The sequence below is a fragment of the Pseudomonas sp. RL_5y_Pfl2_69 genome (genome assembly GCF_963970465.1).
Lineage (GTDB): Bacteria > Pseudomonadota > Gammaproteobacteria > Pseudomonadales > Pseudomonadaceae > Aquipseudomonas.
The window spans coordinates 139,709-164,895 of the sequence record NZ_CAXAOU010000008.1; the positions used below are offsets into that span (position 1 = coordinate 139,709).

At 60.0% G+C, this 25,187-nt stretch carries 21 protein-coding genes; 20 read left to right on the forward strand and 1 reads right to left on the reverse strand.

Going from position 1 to position 25,187, the window contains the following annotated elements; translation table 11 throughout:
• The first annotated feature begins 8 nt into the window (after window positions 1-8).
• From fliP to AACY07_RS15430, 14 genes are all read left to right on the forward strand, one after another.
• A complete protein-coding gene (fliP, locus tag AACY07_RS15365) occupies window positions 9-737 on the forward strand; it encodes a flagellar type III secretion system pore protein FliP (protein ID WP_405046753.1) in 729 nt (242 codons plus the stop codon).
• Entirely contained in the window at window positions 737-1,009 is a 273-nt protein-coding gene (locus AACY07_RS15370) for a flagellar biosynthetic protein FliQ (protein WP_133079257.1), read from the forward strand. The genes fliP and AACY07_RS15370 overlap by 1 nt, the downstream gene beginning before the upstream one ends.
• A 4-nt stretch (window positions 1,010-1,013) precedes the next feature.
• Window positions 1,014-1,814 carry a flagellar biosynthetic protein FliR gene (gene fliR, locus AACY07_RS15375; RefSeq protein ID WP_339475775.1) on the forward strand — a complete coding sequence of 267 codons (801 nt, stop codon included), beginning with the start codon at window positions 1,014-1,016 and terminating at the stop codon, window positions 1,812-1,814.
• Window positions 1,807-2,937: a flagellar biosynthesis protein FlhB gene (gene flhB / locus AACY07_RS15380; RefSeq protein WP_339475778.1), complete on the forward strand. Its 1,131-nt coding sequence runs from the start codon at window positions 1,807-1,809 to the stop codon at window positions 2,935-2,937. Before fliR ends, flhB begins: the two co-directional genes overlap by 8 nt.
• A gap of 2 nt (window positions 2,938-2,939) precedes the next feature.
• Window positions 2,940-5,036: a flagellar biosynthesis protein FlhA gene (locus AACY07_RS15385; protein ID WP_339475780.1), complete on the forward strand. Its 2,097-nt coding sequence runs from the start codon at window positions 2,940-2,942 to the stop codon at window positions 5,034-5,036.
• An 80-nt stretch (window positions 5,037-5,116) separates the two neighbouring features.
• Window positions 5,117-5,683, forward strand: coding sequence for a GNAT family N-acetyltransferase (locus tag AACY07_RS15390; RefSeq protein ID WP_339475782.1), 567 nt, complete (start codon window positions 5,117-5,119; stop codon window positions 5,681-5,683).
• Between the two features lie 383 nt (window positions 5,684-6,066).
• Window positions 6,067-7,083: an iron ABC transporter substrate-binding protein gene (locus tag AACY07_RS15395; RefSeq protein WP_339475784.1), complete on the forward strand. Its 1,017-nt coding sequence runs from the start codon at window positions 6,067-6,069 to the stop codon at window positions 7,081-7,083.
• Window positions 7,084-8,676 carry an ABC transporter permease gene (locus AACY07_RS15400; RefSeq protein WP_445261385.1) on the forward strand — a complete coding sequence of 531 codons (1,593 nt, stop codon included), beginning with the start codon at window positions 7,084-7,086 and terminating at the stop codon, window positions 8,674-8,676.
• Window positions 8,673-9,725: an ABC transporter ATP-binding protein gene (locus tag AACY07_RS15405; protein ID WP_326427029.1), complete on the forward strand. Its 1,053-nt coding sequence runs from the start codon at window positions 8,673-8,675 to the stop codon at window positions 9,723-9,725. Before AACY07_RS15400 ends, AACY07_RS15405 begins: the two co-directional genes overlap by 4 nt.
• Before the next feature lie 78 nt (window positions 9,726-9,803).
• The gene (locus AACY07_RS15410) at window positions 9,804-10,568 is read left to right on the forward strand and encodes a COG4705 family protein (RefSeq protein ID WP_219262745.1); all 765 of its coding nucleotides are present in this window, start codon (window positions 9,804-9,806) and stop codon (window positions 10,566-10,568) included.
• 29 nt (window positions 10,569-10,597) lie between these two features.
• Window positions 10,598-11,032 (forward strand): hypothetical protein, encoded by a 435-nt coding sequence (locus AACY07_RS15415; RefSeq protein ID WP_339475788.1) that lies wholly within the window; start codon window positions 10,598-10,600, stop codon window positions 11,030-11,032.
• A 90-nt stretch (window positions 11,033-11,122) separates the two neighbouring features.
• Entirely contained in the window at window positions 11,123-11,788 is a 666-nt protein-coding gene (locus tag AACY07_RS15420; protein ID WP_339475791.1) for a response regulator transcription factor, read from the forward strand.
• Window positions 11,764-13,119 carry an ATP-binding protein gene (locus AACY07_RS15425; RefSeq protein ID WP_339475794.1) on the forward strand — a complete coding sequence of 452 codons (1,356 nt, stop codon included), beginning with the start codon at window positions 11,764-11,766 and terminating at the stop codon, window positions 13,117-13,119. The genes AACY07_RS15420 and AACY07_RS15425 overlap by 25 nt, the downstream gene beginning before the upstream one ends.
• Before the next feature lie 36 nt (window positions 13,120-13,155).
• A complete protein-coding gene (locus tag AACY07_RS15430) occupies window positions 13,156-13,596 on the forward strand; it encodes an EamA family transporter (protein ID WP_133079246.1) in 441 nt (146 codons plus the stop codon).
• 87 nt (window positions 13,597-13,683) lie between these two features.
• Here AACY07_RS15430 and AACY07_RS15435 read toward each other — a convergent pair whose 3' ends face one another.
• Window positions 13,684-14,967 carry a hypothetical protein gene (locus AACY07_RS15435; protein ID WP_339475796.1) on the reverse strand — a complete coding sequence of 428 codons (1,284 nt, stop codon included), beginning with the start codon at window positions 14,965-14,967 and terminating at the stop codon, window positions 13,684-13,686.
• Window positions 14,968-15,414: 447 nt separating this feature from the next.
• On the opposite strand from AACY07_RS15435, the gene alr reads away from it, so the two are divergent.
• The 6 genes from alr to AACY07_RS15465 all read left to right on the forward strand — a co-directional run bounded on the left by alr (window position 15,415) and on the right by AACY07_RS15465 (window position 25,139).
• Window positions 15,415-16,644, forward strand: a complete 1,230-nt coding sequence (gene alr, locus AACY07_RS15440) for an alanine racemase (RefSeq protein ID WP_219262741.1) — start codon at window positions 15,415-15,417, stop codon at window positions 16,642-16,644.
• Window positions 16,645-16,866: 222 nt separating this feature from the next.
• Window positions 16,867-17,379, forward strand: coding sequence for a sigma-70 family RNA polymerase sigma factor (locus tag AACY07_RS15445; RefSeq protein WP_339475798.1), 513 nt, complete (start codon window positions 16,867-16,869; stop codon window positions 17,377-17,379).
• Window positions 17,376-18,347, forward strand: coding sequence for a DUF4880 domain-containing protein (locus tag AACY07_RS15450; RefSeq protein WP_339475801.1), 972 nt, complete (start codon window positions 17,376-17,378; stop codon window positions 18,345-18,347). Before AACY07_RS15445 ends, AACY07_RS15450 begins: the two co-directional genes overlap by 4 nt.
• A gap of 113 nt (window positions 18,348-18,460) precedes the next feature.
• Window positions 18,461-20,872 carry a TonB-dependent siderophore receptor gene (locus AACY07_RS15455; RefSeq protein ID WP_339475804.1) on the forward strand — a complete coding sequence of 804 codons (2,412 nt, stop codon included), beginning with the start codon at window positions 18,461-18,463 and terminating at the stop codon, window positions 20,870-20,872.
• Window positions 20,873-21,267: 395 nt separating this feature from the next.
• Window positions 21,268-23,382: a TonB-dependent siderophore receptor gene (locus AACY07_RS15460; RefSeq protein WP_339475807.1), complete on the forward strand. Its 2,115-nt coding sequence runs from the start codon at window positions 21,268-21,270 to the stop codon at window positions 23,380-23,382.
• A 569-nt stretch (window positions 23,383-23,951) separates the two neighbouring features.
• Window positions 23,952-25,139, forward strand: coding sequence for an alkaline phosphatase family protein (locus tag AACY07_RS15465; protein ID WP_339475809.1), 1,188 nt, complete (start codon window positions 23,952-23,954; stop codon window positions 25,137-25,139).
• Window positions 25,140-25,187 lie beyond the last annotated feature (48 nt).

Sequence of the window (25,187 nt, forward strand, 5' to 3'; positions counted from 1 at the left end):
TTCTGGTCATGCTCGTGGCGTGTGTACCGCAATGGGCACTGGCGGCCAACGGCGAGATCTCGCTGTTCAGCCTCAATGACGGTGAAAACGGCCAGGAACTGAGCATCAAGCTGCAAATCCTGGTGATGATGACGCTGCTGGGTTTCTTGCCGGCCATGTTGATGATGATGACCAGCTTTACGCGCTTCATCATCGTGCTGGCCATCCTGCGCCAGGCCCTGGGCCTGCAGCAGAGCCCGCCCAACCAGATTCTGATCGGCATCGCGCTGTGCCTGACCATGCTGGTCATGCGCCCGGTGTGGCAGGAGGTCTACCACGATGCCTACCAGCCGTTCCAGAACGATCAGATCACCATGGATCAGGGCCTGGACGTGGCCAAAAAGAGCATCAGCGGTTTTATGCTCGCACAAACCAACAAGGCCTCCCTGGAGACCATGGTGGCGCTGGCCAACGAAACATTGCCCGAAAACCTTGAGGACCTCGACTTCTCCCTGCTGTTGCCGTCTTTCGTGCTCAGTGAGGTGAAAGCCGCATTCCAGCTGGGGTTCATGATCTTTCTGCCGTTTCTGGTGATTGACCTGGTGGTCGCCAGTGTCTTGATGGCAATGGGCATGATGATGCTCTCACCCATGATGATTTCACTGCCCTTCAAGCTCATGGTGTTCGTGCTGGTGGATGGCTGGGCCCTGTTGATGGGCACCCTGGCCAGCAGCATCCAGCCCTTTGGAGGTTCGTGATGATGACGCCTGAAGTCGCCGTGGGCCTGGTGGGCCACGCCGTATTGATCACGGGCCTGATTGTCTGCGTGCTGGTGGTGCCCAGCCTGCTCGGAGGCCTGCTGGTGAGCGTGTTTCAGGCCGCGACCCAGATCAACGAACAGATGCTCAGCTTTCTGCCGCGCCTGCTGATCACCCTGGGCATGCTGATGTTTGCCGGTCACTGGATCTTGCGCAAACTCAGCGACCTGTTTATCGAAACCTTCAAGATCGCCGGGTCCCTGGTGGGCTGAACCGATGAACGCGACCGAACCCCTGATGAACGCCAGCCAGTACTTGCACACGCTGCAGGGCTACTGGTGGCCGTTTTGCCGACTGCTGGCGGTGTTCAGCATGGCCCCGCTGTTCAACCACAAGGCCATGCCGAAGAGGGTCCGGGTGCTGCTGGCCCTGATGGTCACCGCAGCCATTGGCGGCGCCCTGCCCCCGGTGCCGGAGGTCAACCCGCTGTCGGCCGGGGGCGCGCTGCTGGCCCTTGAACAGATCGCCTTCGGCCTGATCCTGGGGCTGTGCCTGCAACTGGTGTTCACCGTGTTCAGTGTGGTCGGTGAAGTGGTGTCGGCGCAGATGGGCATGACGATGGCGCGCTACAACGACCCGGTCAACGGCGTGTCGTCGTCATCGATCGTGTACCAGTTGTATTTCGTGTTGCTGGCGTTCCTGTTCCTGTCCATCGACGGGCACCTGGTGACCCTCAGCGTGCTGTTCAAAAGCTTCAGCCACTGGCCGGTTGGCAGCGGGCTCAACTACCAGAGCTACACCGTGTTCATCCAGGCCGTGGCCTGGGTATTCAGCGCCGCCGTGCTGCTGACCCTGCCGATGGTGTTCTGCGTGGTGCTGGTGCAGTTCTGCTTTGGCCTGCTCAACCGTATCTCACCCTCGATGAACCTGTTTTCCCTGGGGTTCCCGATCACCATTCTGGTGGGCTTGCTGTGCATCTACCTGACCTTGCCCAACCTGCCGGAAAACTACCTGCACCTGACCCGCGACCTGCTGGACAACATCGGTGCCATGCTCGAAGGAGGGCCGGATGTCTAACAACAGCGCCCAGGAAAAAACCGAAGACGCCACGCCCCAGAAGCTGCGCAAAAGCCGCGAGGACGGTCAGGTCACCCGCTCCAAGGACCTGTCCACCACCGTGTCGCTGATTGCCACCCTGCTGATCCTCAAGATGGTGTTTTCCAGCTACTACCACGGGCTTGAAGAAAGCTTCCGGATCTCGTTTCTGAACTTTCACTCCAGCGAAATCACTCAGGAGGACCTGGGACTGATTCTGAGCCACAACATGGCCCTGTTCGTGAAAATACTCGCCCCCCTGCTGCTCACCAGCGTACTGGTGGTGGTGTTTTCACTGATCCCGGGGGGCTGGGTGTTCGTGGCCAAGAATTTCTACCCGAAATTCAGCAAGCTCAACCCGATCACGGGCCTGGGGCGCATCGTCTCGAAACAGAACTGGGTCGAACTGCTCAAGTCGATGGCCAAGATTGCCGTGCTGATCGGTGTGGCCTGGATGTTGATCAGCGACGCCGTCCCCCAACTGATCGCCTTGCAGCGCACCAGCCTGCCCACGGCCATCGGTACGGCGTTCAACATGACGTTCAACATCCTGATCGCGCTGATGGGCATATTTGTGGTGTTTGCAGCCATCGACATTCCGATCCAGCGCTACTTCTTCCTGAAAAAACTGCGCATGACCAAACAGGAGCGCAAGGAAGAACACAAGAACCAGGAAGGCCGCCCCGAGGTCAAGGCCCGGATCAAGCAAATCCAGCGCCAGATTTCCCAGCGCCAGATCAGCAAGGTGATCCAGGACGCCGATGCCGTAATCGTCAACCCGCAGCACTACGCCGTGGCCATCAAGTACGACACCAACAAGGCCCAGGCGCCTTTCGTGATCGCCAAGGGCGTCGATGACATGGCCCTGTATATCCGCAAAATGGCCACCGCCCACAAACTCGAAGTGCTTGAAATACCGCCCCTGGCCCGGGCCATTTACTTCACCACCCAGGTCAACCAGCAGATCCCGGCGCCGCTGTATGCCGCCGTCGCCCATGTGCTGACCTACATCCTGCAACTCAAGGCATACAAGAGCGGAATGCGCGCCAAGCCGCAGTTGCCGGACAACCTACCGATACCCGAAAGCATGGCGAACAAGGCATAAACATGAACGTATTGCACAACCTCCTCCCGACGCTGCGCAGTGGCCGCATCGGGATCCCGCTGGTGATTCTGTCGATCCTGGCGATGATCATCCTGCCCTTGCCGCCGTTGCTGCTGGATATCCTGTTCACCTTCAACATCGCCATGGCCGTGCTGGTGCTGATGGTCAGCGTGTCGTCCAAAAGCCCGCTGGACTTTTCCCTGTTCCCCACGGTGATCCTGATCACCACCCTGCTGCGCCTGACGCTGAACGTGGCCTCGACCCGTATCGTGCTGCTCGAAGGCCATAACGGCACGGGGGCTGCGGGCAAGGTCATCGAATCGTTCGGTGAAGTGGTGATCGGCGGCAACTTTATCGTCGGGATGATCGTGTTCGTGATCCTGATGATCATCAACTTCATGGTCGTCACCAAGGGCGGCGAGCGGATTTCCGAGGTGACGGCGCGCTTCACCCTGGATGCCCTGCCCGGCAAACAGATGGCCATCGATGCCGACCTCAATGCCGGGCTGATCACCCAGGACCAGGCCAAGCAACGACGCCAGACCATCTCCAAGGAAGCCGACTTTTACGGCGCCATGGACGGTGCATCGAAGTTTGTGCGCGGCGATGCCATTGCCGGGATCCTGATCCTGATTATCAACCTGTTTGGTGGTTTCGCCATCGGCCTGTTTGTGTACGACTTGCCCGCCGGGCTGGCCTTCAAGCAATTTGCCCTGCTGACCATCGGTGACGGCCTGGTGGCCCAGATCCCAGCGCTGTTGCTGTCCACCGCCGCCGCCTTGATCGTGACGCGAATCAACGAGTCCGCCGAAATCACCACCCAGGTGCGCCGCCAGTTGCTGGCCTCGCCAGCCTTGCTCTACACCGTGGCCGGGATCCTGCTGGTACTGGGCCTGGTGCCCGGCATGCCGCACATCGCCTTTCTGGGTTTTGCCGCGGTTGTGGGTGGCGTGGCCTGGAGCGTGTCACGCTTTCAGCCTCCGGCCGAGGCTGTTGAGCTTGAAGCGGTCAGCGCACTCAGCGCCGCCATGCAAAACGAGCGTAGCCAGAGCCTGGCGTGGGATGACATCCCTCACGTGGAGCGGCTTTCAGTGTCCCTGGGCTACAAGCTGGTGGGGCTGGTCAATGAAGCAGCCGGCGCGCCCCTGACCCAGCGCGTGCGCGGTTTGCGCCAGACCCTCTCGGAAAACCTGGGTTTCCTGCTGCCCGAAATCCAGATCCGCGACAGCCTGCGACTCAAGGCGGCGCACTACTCCATCCATATCAACGGCGAGCAGATCGAAGGTGCCGAAATCCATGCCGATCACCTGATGGCCATCCCTTCGGCCGATCTGTACGGCGAAGTGGACGGGATTCTGGGCATTGATCCGGCCTACAAAATGCCAGTGGTCTGGATCAACCCGGTCGACAAGAGCCGGGCCCTGAACCTGGGTTATCAAGTGGTTGACTGCGCCGGGGTGATTGCCACGCACCTGAACAAGGTGATCCGCGACAACCTGGCGGACATCTTCAAGCACGACGACGTCGACAACCTGATGCAGCGCCTGACCGAACTGGCGCCCAAACTGACCGAGAACCTCAAGGGCCAGCTGTCCTATACCCAGCAGCACCGGGTGTACCGCCAGTTGCTGGTGGAGAACATCTCGTTGCGCGACATCGTCACCGTGGCCACGGCACTGGTGGAAAGCAGCGAAAGCACCAAAGACCCGGTCCTGCTGGCGTCCGACGTGCGCTATGCCTTGCGCCGCAACATCGTATCGAGCATTACCGGGCGACGGGATGAAGTCAGTGTGTTCGTGCTCGACAATGCCCTGGAAAACACCCTGCTGGGAGCCTTGAGCATTGCACAGCAAGCGGGCCCGGTGAGCCTGGACAACATTCCCGTGGAGCCCAACCTGCTCAACCAACTGCAAAACGCCATGCCGGTGGTCAAGGAAAAACTGCGCAAGGACGGTCATCCGCCGGTGCTGACGGTCATGCCTCAACTGCGTCCGCTGCTGGCGCGATATGCGCGGGTATTCAGCCCGGGGTTGCACGTACTGTCGCAAAACGAAATCCCGGAGAACGTCAGCGTCAATATTGTCGGGACGCTGGGGTAAACACGCGCCCGTGCGGGCCTGCGTATTACCGCAAGCATTGAAATCCGATACACAACAACAAAAAGACTCACGGAGACACGATGACCGACACACCCCAAATGCCCCAGATTTATACCAGCCGCCTCTTGCTCAGACCTTTTACGGAGCAAGACTTCCCGGCTTTTCTGGGCTATCACTCACTGCCAGAAACCTACCGCTACCTGTTTAAAGTGCAACCTGACCCACAGGCCATCAGGGAGCGCTTCGAGCGCGCCTTGAACCCCCGGGCTGAACATGACGGGGATGAAGTCCGTTGGGCCATAGTCAAGCATCCAGAAGGAGTCCTGACCGGTGAAGTGATGATTCGAATGACCAGCAAGGCGTCTGGACAGGCAGAGATCGGTTGCATATTCGCCCCGTCATTTCATCGGCAAGGCATCGCATCGGAAGCGCTGACAGCGTTGATTGGCGTGGTTTTCGAACACTACGACTTGCATCGCTTGTATGCGTCCATCGATATCCGCAATACCGGTTCATACACCTTGTTCAGCAAACTGGGGTGGAAACAGGAGGGCTGCCTGATTGAAAGCCAGTGGGTCAACGGCGAATGGACCAGCCGGTATATCTACGCCATGTTGGCTCGCAACTGGCAGGCCTCAGGGGTTTAGAGCGAGGGTGACTTTACGACTGCTGCGTCGCAGTGGCGCACCAAACCGGACGCAGCCTCGCACGGCTCGTCAGCGACTACAGATTCGTCACCATCTCCGTGTTGTAGTCGCTGACGAGTAGTACGAGGCTGCGATCGAGCGCGCAGCGGTCGCTAAACCGGAACACGCGGTATGCCTGATTAACCGCAGATGCTGACGTTACGACTGCCGCACAGCAAAAAGCCCATCACATCTATTAACCATTTATTTGACGTTTTTTTCTCATTCCCGGTTCTACATTCGCCGCGCCTGAGCATGCTAATGATTCCCATTGATTCTGGAGCCATTACGCACTGCCTTCGTCGTCTGCCGCGCGCACATCATAAAAACCGGAGTTGCACATCATGGTCAGCCGTATCCCTTCTTTGTTTAAAACCGCCCTGTTGAGCGCTGCATTGATCAGCGCCGGACACGTCACCGGAGCAAACGCCGACGACGGCATTGTGGTCTACAACGCCCAGCACGAAAGCCTGACCAAATCCTGGGTCGAGGGGTTCACCAGGCAAACCGGGATCAAGGTCACCGTGCGCAACGGCGACGACACCGAGATGGGCAACCAGATCGTCCAGGAAGGCAGCGCCTCACCCGCTGATGTGTTCCTGACCGAAAACTCCCCGGCCATGGTTCTGGTGGATAACGCCGGACTGCTCGCGCCACTAGCCCCCGCCACTCTCGAACAGGTCGGTTCTGCCTATCGTCCGGCCCAAGGTAAATGGCTGGGGATTGCGGCAAGGTCCACGGTATTTGTGTTCAACCCAAGCAAGCTCCCCGCAGCCGAGGTGCCTGCGTCCCTGCTTGACCTCGCCGCTCCCGCCTGGAAAGGCCGCTGGGCCGCGTCGCCTGCAGGGGCCGACTTCCAGGCCATTGTCGCCGCCGTGCTCGAACTCAAGGGCGAAGCCGCCACCCTCGACTGGCTCAAGGGGATGAAAGCCAATGCCGCCATCTACCGTGGCAACAGTGCAGTGCTCAAAGCCGTCAATGCGGGCCAGGTCGACAGCGGCGTGATTTACCACTACTACAGCTTCGTCGATCAGGCCAAGACGGGCGAAAACAGCAAGGACACCTCCTTGCATTACTTCAAGCACCAGGACCCGGGCGCCTTTGTCAGCATTTCCGGGGGCGGCGTACTGGCGTCCAGTAAACACCCGGAGCAGGCCCAGGCGTTCCTCAAGTGGATCACCGGCAAGGACGGTCAAGCGGTTCTCAAAGAGGGCAATTCGTTCGAATACGCCGTGGGCCAGAATGCCCCGTCCAACCCGAAGCTCGTGCCGTTGACGCAACTTGACGCCCCCAAGGTCGATGCTTCTCGCCTGGACAGCAAAAAAGCCGTGGCCCTCATGACCCAGGCCGGACTCCTCTAATTGTTGCCTGAAACCCTGCCGGCGGGCCTTGGGCCCGCCCTTTGCGCATCACGCTCACGCCGCCGCTTGTTGAGCCGCGGCGGCACCTGGGTGACGGGGCTGGCGGTGCTGGTGTCGCTGCTGTCATTACTGCCAATTGCCTTTGTGATCGGCGTGTCCTGGCACGTCGGCTGGGAGCAGATCGAAGCGCTCGTGTTCAGACCACGGGTAGGCGAACTGCTGGTCAACACGGTATTGCTGGTGCTGATCACCCTTCCCTTGTGCGTGCTGCTGGGCACAGCCCTGGCCTGGCTGACCGAGCGCAGCAACCTGCCCGGGCGGCGCGCATGGTCATTGCTGGCCGTTGCACCCCTGGCAGTGCCTGCCTTTGTGCACAGCTACGCGTGGGTCAGCCTGGTGCCATCGATTCATGGATTACCGGCCGGGGTGCTGGTCTCGGTCATCGCCTACTTCCCTTTTCTCTACTTGCCGGTCGCCGCGACGTTGCGTCGACTCGATCCCGCCATCGAAGACGTTGCCCAATCCCTGGGGCTCAAGCCCTGGACCGTGTTCTGGCGCGTAGTGGTGCCGCAATTGCGCCTGGCCATTTGCGGCGGCGCGTTGCTGGTGGGCCTGCACCTGCTGGCGGAATACGGCCTGTACGCAATGATCCGCTTCGATACCTTTACCACCGCGATCTTCGACCAGTTCAAATCCACCTTCAACGGACCGGGGGCCAATATGCTCGCGGCGGTTCTGGCGCTGTGCTGTCTGGCGATGCTCACCGCCGAGTCTGCCGCCAGGGGGCATGCCCGCTACGCCCGCGTGGGCTCGGGCAGCGCCCGCGAACAGCGGATCGTGCCCCTGGGCCGCCCCGCCACACTGCTTGCCCTGGGTCTGTGCAGCGCGACCTGCCTGCTGGCGCTGGGTGTCCCGTTGATGACCCTCGGCAAATGGCTGATCGCGGGAGGAAGGGAGGTATGGCACTGGAGCGATCTGCTCCCGGCACTGGAGCAGACCCTGTTTCTGGGGGTGGCGGGCGCCTTGCTGACCACCTGTGCGGCGGTGCCGATTGCCTGGCTGTCGATTCGCGCCCCCGGACGCCTGCAACGCCTGCTGGAAAGCTGTAACTACATCACCAGCTCATTGCCCGGCATTGTGGTCGCGCTGGCGCTGGTGACTGTGACCATCCACTTCGCCAGACCGATCTATCAGACCACCCTCACCGTGCTGCTCGCCTACCTGCTGATGTTTATCCCCCGGGCACTGGTGAGCCTGCGCGCAGGCATTGCTCAAGCCCCCGTTGAACTGGAGAACATGGCCCGCAGCCTCGGCCGCTCCGCGGCCCGGGCCTTGTGGCTGATCACCCTGCGTCTCGCCGCACCGGGAGCGGCCGCAGGCGCCGCGCTGGTGTTTCTGGCCATTACCAACGAGCTGACCGCCACCCTACTTCTGGCGCCCAACGGCACTCGCACCCTGGCGACCGGTTTCTGGGCCATGACCAGTGAAATCGACTATGCGGCGGCAGCGCCCTATGCACTGATCATGATCCTGCTGTCACTGCCGTTGACCGGGCTTCTTTACCATCAATCCAAACGCACGGCTGGCCGATGAACGCTCTCGAACTCAACGCGATCTGTAAAACCTTCGGCTCTCAGCGCGCCCTGGACAACATCACTCTGGCGGTGCCCTCCGGCAGCAGAACAGTCATTGTCGGGCCGTCCGGCTCAGGCAAGACCACCCTGCTGCGCATGATTGCCGGTTTTGAATCACCCGACTCCGGCAGCCTCTCGCTCAACGGCAAGGTCCTCCTGGACAGCACCCGGAACGTCCCTGCCCACCAGCGCCGGATCGGTTATGTGCCACAGGATGGCGCCCTGTTCCCGCACATGAACGTGGCCGCCAATATTGGTTTTGGGCTGGCAACCAAGGGCCACGCCAGAGATGAACGCATCGCCGAACTGATGGACAGCGTGGCCCTGGACTCAAACATGGCCACGCGCTGGCCCCACGAATTGTCTGGCGGGCAGCAACAACGGGTGGCGCTGGCCCGTGCGCTGGCGCAACAGCCCAGCCTGATGCTGCTGGATGAACCGTTTTCAGCCCTGGACACCGGGTTGCGTACCGCCATGCGCAAAATGGTCGCACGCTTGCTGGCAGATGCAGGGGTTACAGCGATTCTGGTGACCCACGATCAGGGCGAAGCCCTGTCTTTTGCCGATCAGCTCGCGGTGATGCGCCAGGGTTGCCTGGTGCAGGCCGGCCAGCCGATGGCGCTGTACCTGCACCCCAGGGACGAGCAGACTGCACTGTTCCTCGGCGAAGCCGTGCTCATACCCGCCATGATCGATAACGGCTGGGCCGAGTGCGACCTGGGCCGGATTGCTGTCAACCATCAGGGCCGCAGCAAAACGGCGCAGATCATGCTCAGGCCCGAACAACTGCAGGTCAGCCCGGCATCCCCGGATGGCACAGGCTGTAGAGGGGTGGTCACCGAGCGCGATTTTGGCGGCAATACCTGCACCCTGAGCGTCACATTGGTGGCAGGCACACTCGAGCCGGGCCGGTCGTTACCGGTGCATTGCCCGGGTTTGATGGCGCCAGCCATTGGCAGCGCGGTGCAACTGACCACTGTGGGCCAGGCCCATGTCCTGAAAAGTTGAGCGCCCTCAGTCTCAGCTAAGTGTCGTGCCGTACCTTTTGTCCTGCGCCAATGACCGCGCATCACAGAGGTTACGCAAATGAATGCCACTGCAGCCCGATGGCTGAACAAGGTGCCCGAGGTGACGCTGTCATTCTGGGTGATCAAGATCATGTCCACGACCGTGGGCGAAACCGGCGCCGATTACCTGGCCGTTGACGCGGGCTTCGGCGCGGGCTGGACCAGTATCGGCATGGCCGCACTGCTGGCAATTGCGTTGTTCTGCCAACTGCGCACCAAGGCCTACACCCCGTGGATCTACTGGCTGACCGTGGTACTGGTGAGCATCGTCGGCACGCAAATCACCGACATCCTCACCGACAAGCTGGAGGTGAGTCTGTACACCAGCACGGCGATTTTTTCCGGGTTGCTGGCGATCAACTTCATGGCCTGGTACCGCACCGAACGCAGCCTGTCGATCCGCGAGATTGTCACGCCCAGGCGTGAGTTGTTCTATTGGACCACGGTGCTCTGCACATTCGCCCTCGGCACGGCGGCCGGTGATCTGGCAACCGAAGCCCTGGGCCTGGGTTTCACCCTCGGCGCAGTGATCTTCGCAGGCTTGATTGCCCTCACCCTGATGGCCTGGCGCATGGGTGCCAACCCCGTCCTGAGCTTCTGGATCGCCTACATCCTCACTCGACCATTTGGTGCTTCGCTGGGCGACTTGCTGACCCAGGCCAAAACCTATGGCGGCCTGGGCATGGGTGCCACCTGGACCAGCGCCCTGTTCCTGTGCGTGATTGTGCTGCTGGTGGCCGCCGCCCAGTTCAATGCGAACAACCGCAAAGCCGTTACGGCCTGAACCTTTAAATTTCCATCAAGGACATCACCATGCGCCACCCTCAAACCCTGATTCGTCGTATTGGCATCGTTTCCTCAATCCTGCTGCTGAGCATCACCGCCGGTTGCTCAAAACCTGCCGACAAACCGGCCGACCTGAGTGCCGCCACCTCCAGCACATACAGCACGACGGGCTCGAAGCTGGGCGACCTGTCACCTTTTCACAGCATCGCCGCTGACGTCAGCGCACGGGTCGCCAACAATGATCTGTCGGGGGCGAAAACCCGTATCAAGGACCTCGAAACCAGCTGGGACTCTGCCGAAGCGGGGATCAAACCCCGGGCTGCCAGCGACTGGCATGTGCTGGACAAGGCCATTGACCACGCACTGGATGCCCTGCGTGCCGACAGCCCGAGCACGGTCGAGTGCAAGGCGGCCATGGACAACCTGCTCAAGGCATTTGACTCGATGAAAGGCAATTCCTGAAGCGTCGGGCGGACAAGCCACGGCACAGGTGCTTCAATACAGGCGCGACGGTGAAAACCGGCGCGCCTGTTTTATTTTCCGGAGCGGCACATGCGCATATTGCTGGTCGAAGATGATCCCATGATTGGCGATGCGATCCAGGGCGCACTCACGGACGCCAGTTATGCAGCGGACTGGGTGAAAAACGGCCTCAAAGCCCTGAGCGCACTGGAAACCCAACGCTACGACATGGTGCTGCTGGATCTCGGCCTGCCCGGCAAGGATGGCTTTGAAGTCCTGGCCAGCATTCGTGCCCGCAACAACCCGGTGCCCTTGCTGATCCTCACTGCCCGGGACAGCCTCGACGACCGACTGCGCGGCCTGGACGGCGGAGCCGACGACTACCTGCTCAAACCCTTCGACATGGCTGAACTGTTGGCGCGCATGCGTGCGGTCCTGCGGCGCAAGGATGGCAACGCCCTGCCCCTGCTCAGTAACGGTGTGGTGTCCCTGGATCCGGTCTCCAAACTGGCCACTACCGAGACTCAAGGCGGCGTCGCCCTTTCCAGCCGCGAATTCGCCCTGCTGCAGGCGTTGCTGATGCGTCCGGGAGCGATTCTGTCGCGCAGTGAACTTGAAGATCGTCTGTATGGCTGGGGCAACGAAGTCGAAAGTAATGCCATCGAGTTCCTGATTCACTCCGTGCGCCGAAAATTGGGCAGCCACATCATCAAGAACGTCAGGGGAATGGGATGGATGGTTTCAAAAAACGCTTGAGGGAGTCGGTTCAACTCAGGCTATCGGCGGCACTGTCACTGACCATTGTGCTGGTGGCCGTGATCGCCAGCGTGTTTGCCTTTTTCTCGGCCCTGGACGAAGCCCACGAGTTGCAGGACGAAAACCTGCATCAGATCGCCCTTCTGTTCGATCGCCAGCAAATGACCCTGCACTACCCTCAGGGCCTGGGCCCTGCGGGGGATGACGAAGAGTCCCGGGTAATCATTCAATACCTGATCGATGGTAAAAAAGCCCCGGGCAATACCGACGACGCTCTGCCGTTGCCATTGCCCACCACCCTGGCCGATGGCCTGTCCACGGTAGACGTGGGCGGCGAAGCCTTTCGCGTGCTGGTCAGGACCACCGCCAACGGCGAGCGCATTGCCGTCGCCCAGGAGGTCGATGCCCGCAACAAGGACGCCCGCGAAAGTGCCTGGCGCAGTGTGTTGCCCTTCCTGTTTTTGTTTCCTGTGCTGCTCCTGGTGGTCAGTGACCTGGTGCGCAAACTGTTTCGGCCCATCGCGACCCTCGCCGCACAAATCGACCAGCGTGCCGAGCAAGCATTGCATCCCATTGACGAGCAGCATCTACCCACTGAAATCCGCCCCTTTGTGGTGGCCATCAATCGCCTGCTCGCCCGCGTGGAGCAGTCCATGGACAGCCAGCGGCGCTTTGTCGCCGACGCCGCCCACGAACTGCGCTCGCCCATGACCGCTCTGTCACTGCAGGCCGAACGACTGGCCGCGACCCAAATGCCGGAGCAGGCCCGCGAGCGCCTGGAACCCTTGTCACGAGGGATTGAGCGCAGCCGGCAACTGATCGACCAGTTGCTGAGCCTGGCCGCCGCACAATTTACCGCTGAACGCCCACGCACCCGGGTTTCAGTGCATGACGTGTTTCGCCGGGTGCTGGAAGACTTATTGCCCCTGGCGCAGCGCAAGCAACTCGATATCGGGGTGGAAGGCGACGAAGATGTGCAGCTCATGATCAATGACATGGACCTGTTTACCCTGGTCAAAAACCTCACGGACAACGCCATTCGCTACACCCCGCTAGGGGGCAGGGTCGATCTTGGCGTGGAGCTGATGCACGGCAGCGTACGCCTGTATGTCAAGGACACCGGGCCGGGCATTGCCCTCGACGAACAGGCCCGCATCTTCGATCCGTTTTATCGCAGCCTGGGCTCCGGCGAAACGGGCTCGGGACTGGGGCTTTCGATCGTCAAGGCCATCGCCGGGCGTATCGGCGCCAGGGTTGAACTCGCGTTTTCGGATAAGCTCAACCACAGCGGCTTATGGGTTTCGGTCTGGCTGAAAACCGACATGCACTGACCCACAACCAGCGTTTCTGACCCTTCAGGTAAATTTATGGGCACTTCGTTCTATTCAAGCTGGACATTCTGGGCGCTGCTGTCGGCCGTGTTCGCTGCCATGACGGCCATTTTCGGGAAGATCGGCATCACCGGGATCAACTCCGACTTCGCCACGTTGCTGCGGACCGTGGTGGTGTTGGTCAGCCTGGCGTTGATCCTGTATGCGACCGGCCAATATCAGTCCCTGGGCTCGATATCGGCCCGCAGCTATGTGTTTTTGGTGTTGTCGGGGCTTGCCACCGGCGCGTCGTGGATTTGCTACTACCGCGCCCTGCAACTGGGCCAGGCCTCATTGGTTGCCCCCGTGGACAAGCTCAGCGTGGTGATTGTTGCCGTGCTGGGGGTGACGCTGCTGGGTGAAAAGCTCGATATCCGCCAATGGGCAGGGATCAGCCTGATTACGGTGGGCGTGGTGCTGCTGGCGTGGCGCCGCTAACCTGGCGCTGCGCCACCCCGCAAGACAGATCGCTGCGCTCCCCTTCGCAGCCTTGGTGGCTCGGTAGCGACTGCAATGGGCAGAGCCTCACCGGATTTCACTGTCCCAGATCACGGCGATATTGCCTTTGTAGGTGCTGCCCGAATGGGCATTGATCATATTGGCAACCTCCTCGCGCTCAACCTCAAAATGCAAGGCCGCGCGGCCATTGTCTACGTAGCGGCTGGGCGAGAACTGCTCCGCAATCGTGCTCAGCAGTCGGCGGTTGACCGCCTGGCCCGCAGCATCGTTCAAGCCAGTGGGCAAGGTCACTCGCGTCTCCACCGCAACGATATTGCCCGCAGGATTTTTGATTCCGCATTGCATGGCCACGGGGTATTCGCATTGCAGTTCAATGCTGAACGGGGTGGAAGACCAAATGCTGAAGGGCTGATTGGCCTTGAGTGCTTCAGGCCGACGCCCGTTGTCCAACCATTGCTGCCAACCGCCTGCCGGGTTGAGAACGACACGATCGTAGCCCGCCGGATACTGGAATTTCAGGGTGTGCTGGACTTCAAGGGTGAGATTGAAAGTGACGCTGGTTTCGGAGGTGGACAGGTTGTCGCCAAAGTCGAAGTCACCGCCCGGGCCAACCGCGTAAGTGATCGAGCCTCGGTAAATGCCCGTCCCCATACTCAGCGGGTCAGGGGCGGTCATCAGATAAGCAACGCTTGCATTGCGCAGTCTCAGCCAATCGATCTCATACGTAGGTGACTTTGCACAAGGTGCTTGCACCGGTGTAAACCAGAAAAAGTTAGCGTCCGCCCAGGAAGACCCCAACGCTACTGCTCGTATGCATGGAGACGCCGTACTTCCCCCCCATCCCCCGCCGCTCCAAAGTAAATTGTGAGCGTTAGCCGATACTGTGGGCATCACGGGCACATCAGCAAGGATCAGATGAAGATCTCGGGTCCGTATCGTCCCGCTAAAGGCCATAATGGAAAACTCCACATCAACACTTTCACCTGTGTCGTTTGTAACTCGAATGTTTCTGACACCAGCCGGAACCTTGATCATTGCTCCAGCCCTGATGTCAGTATGGTTAGCCAAAATCGGAAACTGGGTCAGGGGCTCAAATCCAAGAGAAATACTAAATAGATTTCTTGGATTACAGATATTGGGATACTCATTGCACAGTCCCGTATTAGGTGTCGTATTTTTAAACTTGTTGACGGTTGGATTGACCGGATCGGGGGCAAAAACAGCGGAAATCTCGACCACACGGGCATTGGCTTGTAGCGCTAACAGCCCGGTCACAAGTGCCAGACAACCCCTGAATAAAAAACGCGCAAGCACTTGCCCATTCGATGGGGCTTTTGGGGAAACATTCATTGAAAGTTTTACACCTTGTCTATCATGGGATCTTCAATCAGCTTGATCCCACTACTTCACTCGAAGTTAGCTGGCGCTGATAAAAATTACAGTTTTAAAACCGCCATGCTCTTGCCCTGCATCCTCGAGAGTGTGCTCATTTGACTATGCGTCTGCAGGCGCGTTTTGCGGTCGATGATCCGCACTTCGGCAGTCACTGGCGGGAAAAATGACCAGGGCGTTTTATAGAGACAAACTATTCCCGCATCCATAGCTTTAAGCTGATGTCGCCGTAAGAATTCACTTACAGGAATTCCACGAAATTACGTTGGGCGTGGCGCCGATAAGCCTGACACGACACTTTCAGACAGATCCGCGGCCGAGGGAGTGACATTTCCTACAGGCCGATTCTAGTATGGCCGCGCATCACTCCCCGCCCCATAAAAAAAACGTATGGAAACTCTGAAAATGCCCTTCACCCGTACCCTTCTTGCCCTCTCTTTGGGCATGGCTTTACTGCAAAACCCGGCCTTTGCGGCGCCGCCCCTGTCGATGGTCGACGGCGTTGCCCAGGTCAACACACAGGACAGCAATGCCTGGGTCGAGATCAACAAAGCCGCGTTCGAAAACAACATTCGCGTGCTGCAAACCACCCTCGCCGGCAAGTCGAAAATCTGCGCCGTGCTCAAGGCTGATGCCTACGGTCACGGGATCGGCCTGCTAATGCCATCGATCATCGCCATGGGTGTGCCGTGTGTGGGCGTCGCGAGCAATGAAGAAGCACGCGTCGTGCGTGAAAGCGGCTTCAAGGGCCAGCTGATTCGCGTACGCACGGCGGCATTGAGCGAGCTGGAAGCGGCATTGCCGTACAACATGGAAGAATTGGTGGGCAACCTCGATTTCGCCGTCAAGGCCAGCCTGATCGCCGAACAGCACGGTCGTCCGCTGGTGGTTCACCTGGGGCTGAACTCCAGTGGCATGAGCCGCAACGGCGTAGAAATGACCACGGCTGAAGGCCGCCGCGATGCGGTCGCCATCACCAAAGTACCGAACCTTGAAGTGCGGGCGATCATGACCCACTTCGCGGTCGAAGATGCCGATGACGTGCGCGCCGGTCTCAAGGCGTTCAACCAGCAGGCGCAATGGTTGATCGACACGGCCCAGCTTGATCGCAGCAAGATCACCCTGCACGCAGCCAACTCGTTCGCCACCCTTGAAGTGCCCGAGTCGCACCTGGACATGGTCCGCCCTGGCGGCGCGTTGTTCGGTGACACCGTGCCATCCCACACCGACTACAAGCGCGTGATGCAGTTCAAATCCCACGTTGCCTCGGTCAACAGCTACCCCAAGGGCAACACCGTCGGTTACGACCGCACCTACACCCTGGGCCGCGACTCGAAACTGGCCAACATCACCGTGGGTTACTCTGACGGCTACCGTCGCGCCTTCACCAACAAAGGCATCGTGCTGATCAACGGGCACCGTGTGCCAGTGGTGGGCAAGGTCTCGATGAACACCCTGATGGTCGACGTCACCGACGCGCCGGATGTAAAGAGTGGCGATGAAGTGGTGCTGTTCGGGCATCAAGGCAAAGCCGAAATCACCCAGGCAGAAGTTGAAGACATCAACGGTGCACTGCTGGCGGACCTGTACACGGTGTGGGGCAACTCCAACCCCAAGATCCTGACCGACAAGTAAGCCGCCTGTAATCACCTGTAATCGCCTGTAGTCGCTGACGAGTAGAACGAGGCTGCGTCCAGTTTGGTGCGCCACTGCAACGAAGCCGTTGTAAAACCCGCCACCTGGATTCACGATCGCAAACCTCGTCACCCGACACACCCAGCAACATTCCCGAGCACACGCTAATGAGAAGCGCTATCATTGCCATCCTTGTCAGTGTCTGCTCTGGAATTGCAATCGATGCTCACGTCCCCTTCTTCCACACGCTGTGCCCTGGGTGATCTCTACGTTCAGCACCACGGCTGGGTGGTGCAATTGCTGCGCCGCAAACTGGGCAATCAGGAGCAGGCGCTGGATCTGGCTCAGGACACCTTTTTGCGGATGCTGCGCACTGACACGCCACCGGTGTTACGTGAGCCCCGTGCGTACCTGACCACCATTGCCAGCCGCCTGTGCGGCCAGTATTTTCGCCGCCAGGCACTGGAGCGGGCGTACCTGGAGTCGCTGGCAGCCCTTGAGCCAGAGCATGTGCCCTCCCCTGAGTCACGCCTGCTGGTGCTCGAAGCCCTGGACGCTGTCGGCCAGGTCCTCGATGGCCTGGGCACCCGGGTGCGGGAAATCTTCTTGCTCTCGCAACTGGACGGCCTGACCTACCCGCAAATTGCCACGCACATGGGCCTGACAGTCAACGTCGTGCAAAAAGCCATGCTCAAGGCCTATCGTCACTGTTACAGCGCGGTCTACGTCGGGTGAACCGGTTTGAACCCTGCAATGCCCAGCGCCTGGACCATGATGTGGTCGAGCAGGCCCTGCAGTGGATGGTTATCGTGCAATCGGGCGTCAGCACCGAAGCCGAACGTCAGGCCTGCCAGCACTGGCGCACGCAATCTGCGCAGCATGAGATGGCCTGGCAACGGTTGACCGGGCTGAACGCTGATTTTCGCGACAGTACCCGCATGCTCCCTGCCGCAGGAGCGCGTACGTTATTGCGCTCACGCCATGCCACTTCGCGACGCACACTGCTCAAGGGGTTTGCCGGTCTAGGGGTGGCGCTGGCCACGGGCTTCAGCGTGCGTGAACGGATACTGCTGCCGGAACTGTTCAGCGACTACCGCACCGCCACCGGTGAGCGCCGGCAATTCTCCCTGGCCCGGCAGGTCGAGCTGACGCTGGACACCCACACCGCACTCGATGCCCGAACCACGGGCACCGGTACCAACCTGACGCTGAACCTGGGCCGCGTATTGATCACTGGGGCCAACGTCTGTCTGAGCACGGTCCATGGCCGGGTGCTGCCAGCGGCCCGCTCACGCTTGGTCATCAGCCAGAACCTGCCCGGGATCGACGGCACCCGGGTGCAGGTACTGACCGGCAGCGCTTCGATCGAGCTGGCACGGGGTGACCGTTTCAACCTTGGCGCCGGTCAACAATTGACGTTCGATCGCCATGGCGCCGGACCTTACAGCCAGGTGTCGGCCGGTGCCGATGCCTGGGTCAACGGCCTGTTGATCGCCGAGCGCATGCCGCTGTCCCAGGTCATTGCCCAGCTCAACCGCTATCGACCTGGCGTGGTGCGCTGCGACCCCGCGGTGGCTGCCTTGCAGGTGTCGGGGTCGTTCTCCATCGACCGTCCGGACGCCAGCCTCGACCTGCTCACCCACGTGCTGCCGATCCGTGTGCAGCGTGTTTTCGGCTACTGGGCCAACGTCGTCCCTGCCTGAAAACTATTTATTTTCAGCACAGGCGGCAGTTTTTCCCATCTGGTGCATCAAGTTCAGGGAAGACGCTGATTAACAGCGCAATGCCCACCCTTCTCACACATGGACAGTTTTTTATGCACAGCCGACTTACCCCCCTTGCCGGTGCATTGCGCACCCTTGTATTTGGTTTATCCATTGCCACGGCCAGCCACGGGGCATTCGCAGCACCGGACAGCGAACACGCCTACCGCATCGCACCGGGCAGTCTGGACTCGGTGCTGGGCAGCTTTGGCCAACAAGCCGGCGTGATGATCGCCGTTGATTCGACGCTGACCACCGGCATCCACAGCGACGGCCTGAGCGGCAGCTTTGACGTCGGTGAAGGCTTGCAGCGCCTCCTTGAGCCCCTGGGCCTGCAAGCGGTCAGAGAAGGCGACGGTTACCGTGTTATTGCACGGGGGCCCCAGAACAACGGGCAACTGGAGTTGCAGGCTACCCAGGTCACGTCCAACCAGTTGGGCACCATCACCGAAGGCAGCGGCTCCTACACCCCCGGCACCATCGCAACGGCCACCCGCATGGTGCTGACGCCGCGGGAAACGCCGCAGTCGATCACGGTGATCACCCGTCAGCACATGGATGATTTTGGCCTCAACTCCATCGACGAAGTGATGCGCCACACCCCGGGCATCACGGTGTCGACCTTTGACAGCGAGCGCACCAACTACTATGCCCGCGGCTTCTCGGTGGAGAACTTCCAGTACGACGGCATTCCCACCCTGCGCAACTCGGCCTATTCCTCGGGGCAAACCCTGAGCGACATGGCCATCTATGACCGGGTGGAAATCCTCAAGGGTGCAACCGGCCTGCTGACTGGCGCAGGCGCGCCGGGTGCGACGATCAACCTGATCCGCAAGAAACCGACCCGCGAATTCAAAGCCAGCATCGAGGCAGGGGCTGGCAGCTGGGAGAACTACCGCACCCAAGTCGACGTCAGCGGCCCGCTCACCGACAGCGGCAACCTGCGTGGCCGGGCCGTGGCTGCCTATCAGGACAAGAACTCGTTCATGGAGCGTTACGAGCGCAAGACCGGCGTCTATTTCGGCACTCTGGAAGCCGATCTGAGCGATGACACCCTGCTGACCGTGGGCTTCGATTATCAGAACAACGACCCCCATGCTTCGGGCTGGTCAGGCAGTCGCCCGTTATTCGACCGCACTGGCGAACGCATCGACGTGAAGCGCTCGTACAACAACGGCGCCAACTGGAGCCGCTGGGAGCAGACCACCCAAAGCGTGTTCGCCACCCTGGAGCACAGCTTCGCCAACGCCTGGGTCGGCAAGGCGCAGTTGACCCATCAGGTCAACAGCTACGATGCCCCGCTGGGTTCGGTCATGAGCGGGCCATTCCCTGCCACCGGCCTGTCATCGATCTATGCCAACAAATTTACCGGCAACACCCGCACCGACGCCGCCGACGCCTACTTCAGCGGCCCGTTCAGCCTGGCCGGCCGCGAGCATGAACTGGTCATCGGAGCGTCGGCCTCCACCGCCCACTGGCAAGGCAAGGACTACGGCAACCCGACCTTCCTCAGTGCCAACGTGATTGATTTCTGGAACTTCGATGGCAAGACCACGGAACCGAACTGGGGCGCACCCACCCAATATAACGACACCACCACGCGACAAACCGCAGGCTACATCAGCGCCCGTTTCAACCTGACCGATGAGCTGAATCTGTTGCTCGGTACACGGGTCGCCAATTACTGGCTGACCGGCGATTACGACATCACCGAAACTGGCCGGCTGGTGCCCTATGTGGGCGCCACTTACGACCTGAACGACCATTTCACGGCGTATGCCAGCTACACCGACATCTTCATGCCGCAGACCTACAACCGTGATCGCAAGAACAAGGTGCTCGAGCCGGATGAAGGCAAAAACTACGAAGTGGGAATCAAGGGTGAATTCTATGGTGGCAGGCTGAACACCAGCCTGGCCTATTTCGAGGTACATGAAAGCAACCGTGCCGAGCCGGATGCCGAATACAACGCAGATCCGACCAACCCGTCGATTCTCTATGCATCAATCGGCACCAAGGCCAAAGCCAAGGGTTTTGAAGCCGAAATGTCCGGTGAACTGGCGCCTGGCTGGCAAGCGCAGGCCGGTTTTACGCACAAGGTCATTCGTGACAGCGAAGACAAAAAAATCTCCACCTGGGAGCCCGAGGACCAATTGAGCGTGTACACCACCTACAGGTTCAAGGGGCCGCTGGACCGCTTGACCATCGGCGGCGGTGCCCGTTGGCAGAATCGCAGCTGGCAGAACATCTACAACCGCGCCAGGGACCAATACCAGGACTTTAGCCAGGATGCCTACTGGCTGGTTGATGCGATGGTCCGCTATCAAGTCAACGAGCACCTCTCCACCACACTCAACGTCAACAACCTGTTCGACAAGGAGTACTACACCAACATCGGCTTCTATAACACCGCGTATTACGGCGACCCGCGCAATGTGATGCTCAATACCCGCTGGGATTTCTAGGGCGGAATGGGCACTGCTCGTCAGCGGCTTGTATGTGGGGGCGCGGCTCAATCTGTAGTCGCTGACGAGGAACGAAGGCTGCGTTCGGCGGCGAAGCCGTCGTAAACCCGGATGTTGCGGTGAGTCAGGAAAAACCGGGGGGCAGTTTTTGCGGTCGCTACGTCGCAGTGGCGCACCAAACCGGACGCAGCCTTCGTTCCTCGTCAGCGACTACACACTCCCTGTAAATACAGAATCTGCCCTTAGCCGATCTGCGATCGAAAACGGTAAACCGCGCGTCCGCACAAATGCGAATCATAAAGATTGGTAAATAGAATTGATTACCATTAATACAAATGTAAAGCTTTGTAACCAATTCTCGTTTACGCAGTTCCCGTCCGGAGTATTCGCAGATCATGCGCCCACTGTTCACCCTGCCCGCATCAGCCCTCACGCTGCTCGCCTTGAGTATTTGCAATACTGCACTGGCCGATGAAAACACCCTGAATCTGCCGTCCACCAGCATCACCTCAACGGCAGACAGCGATGAGGCCCCACAGGGCTATCAGGCCAAGCCGAGTGCCACGACGACACGCTTGAACCTCACCGCCGGGCAAACGCCCCAGGGCATTACCAGTATCAAGCGTGAGCAACTGGATGACTTTCAGCTCAACAGCATTCGCGATGTGCTGGAGAGCACTCCGGGGGTGAACGTGCAGAAGGTCGAGACCGACCGCACGTACTTCACCGCCCGCGGTTTTGATATCACCAATTTCCAGTACGACGGTATGGGCATGGGGCTTACCGGCGGCGTTCTGGTGGGCGATATCGACACCGCACCCTACGAGCAAGTAGACGTTTTGCACGGTGCCAACGGCCTGATGACGGGCGCCGGAAACCCTTCTGCCACGGTCAACTTCATTCGCAAGCGCCCCACGTATGAGCCGCAGGCCAAGGTCAGCGTCAGCGCCGGTTCCTGGGACAAGCGCCGGGTCGACCTGGATGTTTCCGGGCCGCTGACCGACTCGGGCAATGTGCGCGGGCGTGTGATCTATGCCAACGAAGTGGGCAATTCCTATCTGGACCGCTATTCCCGGGAAAAGAACATTTTCAGTGGCATGCTGGCTTTCGACCTGACCGACGACGATACCCTGACCGTCGGTTACGAAGACCAGAAAAGCGACGCCAACGGTGCCAGCTGGGGCGCGTTGCCACTCACCGACAGCAACGGCAATGCGGTGCACTACAGCAGCACCTCCTCCAACATTGCCCAACCCTGGGTGTACTGGGACGTACGCACCACCCGGGCCTTTGCCGAGTGGCAGCACCGCTTCATCAATGACTGGAAGTCAACGCTGACCCTGACGGCCATGGAGCACCGCGAAGACACCGACATGTTCTACATTTATGGCGACAATGGCTCGACTACTGGCTACACGGGCCTGGCTTCAAAATACAAGGGCAAGACCCGTGAGCTGGATGGCGACCTGTCGTTCAGCGGCCCTTTCAGCCTGGGCGGCCGCGAGCACCAACTGACCTTCGGTGCCAACGTGGCGCGCTCGCGCACCCAGGAGGCGTCGCTGTACGGCAGCGCGTCGTACTACACTCCGGTGTCGCTGGAAGATGCCCTCAACGGCACCCTCCCCAAGCCCACCTACAACATCGCCAATGCCGACGGAACCTCCAACTACACGGACCGCCAGAAAAGCCTCTACGCCGGTGCCCGCTTCAGCCTGACCGACGACCTGCACCTGATCACCGGGGCACGCATGCTCAGTGCCGACAGCGACGGCGAAAACTACGGCTCGGGCCGCAACGTGAGGATTCATGGCAAGGTCACGCCATACGCAGGCCTGGTCTACGACCTCACCCCGCAGTATTCGCTGTATGCCAGCTACACCAGGATCTTCAATCCGCAGTACTACCTCAACACCCAGGGCCAGGTACTGGAACCCCTGGAAGGCAAAAGCTACGAGGCTGGAATCAAGGGGCATTTGCTGGACAAGCGACTGGACGTTTCGGCTGCGGTGTTCCACACCAAACAGGACAACGTCGCCACTTATGCTGGCTTTGACTCTGCTCTGGGCGGCTACCTGTATGACGGCATGTCGTACAAAAGCAGCGGCCTGGAGCTTGAAGCTTCGGGGGAACTGGCCCCGGGTCTGCAAATCAGCGGTGGCTATACCTATGTCTACATCACCGATGCCGACAACCAGCGCGGACGTAAATTTATCCCGCGCAATGCCCTGACCTCCTCCATGACCTACCGATTGCCGATGGCGCCGAAGGTCAAGGTGGGCGGCAGCCTCAAATGGCAGAGCAAAATCGAGAACGACGCCGCCCCTGCCGCCAACCAGGCCGCTTATGCGCTGGTGGGCTTGATGACCAGCTACGACATTGATCCGCACTGGAGCACCCAGCTCAACCTGGACAACCTGACCAACGAGAAATACCTGCAAAGCGTTCGTTACGGCCAGAGCAACTATGGCGCACCGCGAAACGTCACGGCATCGGTCAGCTGGAAGTTCTAAACCTGCACAAAACTGTGTTTGTTTTGTGGGAGCGGGCTTGCTCGCGATGGTATCAACCCAGCCTGCCTGCCAGACCGCAGCGTCTGTATCGCAGGCAAGCCAGCTCCCACAGGTTGCGTGTCGCTCCCACAATCAGGTCACTACACCACCTACTGTGGGAGCGGGCTTGCTCGCGATGGCATCAACCCAGCCTGCCTGCCAGACCGCAGCGCCTGTATCGCAGGCAAGCCAGCTCCCACAGGTTGCGTGTCGCTCCCACAATCAGGTCGCTACACCACCTAGTGTGGGAGCGGGCTTCAACCCAGCCTGCCTGCCAGACCGCAGCGTCTGCATCGCAGGCAAGCCAGCTCCCACAGGTTGCGTGTCGCTCCCACAATCAGGTCACTGCACCACCTAGTGTGGGAGCGGGCTTGCTCGCGATGGCATCAACCCAGCCTGCCTGCCAGACCGCAGCGTCTGCATCGCAAGCAAGCCAGCTCACCAGAAGGACTAAGCTGATGTAAGCGATAACCATCCACGTCACGGAGGTGAGCATGATGTTACTAAGGTGTGCCCTGATTACAGTCTGTATGAGCCTCACATTCACGGCACTGGCAGCCCCTGCTGCCGAAACCCCCACCCTCAAAACCCACAAGGCCTTGCTCATCGGCGTGGATGGCATGCAGTACGAAAAGCTGCAACAGGCCATTCAACAGGGCAAGGCGCCCACTATTGCCCGCTTGCACCTGTACAAAAGCTACACCGGCGGGGTACTGGGTACCTCCACCCAGCAGCCCACGGTCAGTGGCCCGGGCTGGACAACCATCCTTACCGGCAGTTGGGTTGACCGCCATCAGGTCAACGCCAATGACGAGGCCCTGCGCAATCAGGCGCCCAGCCTGTTCAAACAGCTCAAGCTGGCCTTCCCTGACCGCAAGACGGCCAGCATCGTGAGCTGGAACGTGATCCACGAAAACTTCGCCGAGGATATTGCCCAGGGCTACATCGACCTGGCTTTCAAGTGCTCGGGGGTTGATCCGTGCGTCGTCGACAACGTCAGTCATGAACTGGAAAACGGCCAGCCCGATCTGCTGTTCGCCCACTTCGATGAACCCGATATCACCGGCCACCGACTCGGCTTCACACCCGAGTATCAACAGGCGATTCAGACCGTAGATGCCCAGGTCGGGCAGATACTCCTGGCCCTGCAACGCCGTGAAAAAGCCCATCCCGAAGAAGACTGGCTGGTGATCGTGTTGCCCGATCACGGCAGGCACTTGCCTGAAGGCAAGGACCACGGCGAACAAACCCTGAGCGAAAAAACCACCTTTATCGCCATGAACAAGAAAGGCAACGCACAACTGACGGCCCCCATCGGCAAACCCCTGAACCCCGATTTCAAGGGCCTGTACGGTTTTGCCAGCCAGGCGGACATCACCCCCACCGTGCTGGCCTGGCTTGGCGTCAAACTGGACCTGACCCGTTACACAATGGATGGCCTGCCCCTGATCGGGCCCGTGGGTGTCAGACAGCTCACTGCGCAGCAACAACCTGATAGCGCCCAAGTCAACCTGTCCTGGCGCACAGAAACCCCGACTGGCAAGCCCGTTGAGATTTACCGCGACGGCCAGCCCATCGCCCGGCTTACCGACCATGAACATTCCTATGTCGATAACGATATCCAGGCATTGAAGGGGCCCATCAACTACACGCTGGTGTTTAACGGGGTACCGGTATCGCGCCTGGTAACCCTGCAAGAGCAGAAGTCGACACCATGAAAAAGGCGCTGCCCGATCACTCGGGCAGCGCCTTTTTCAAGACCACTG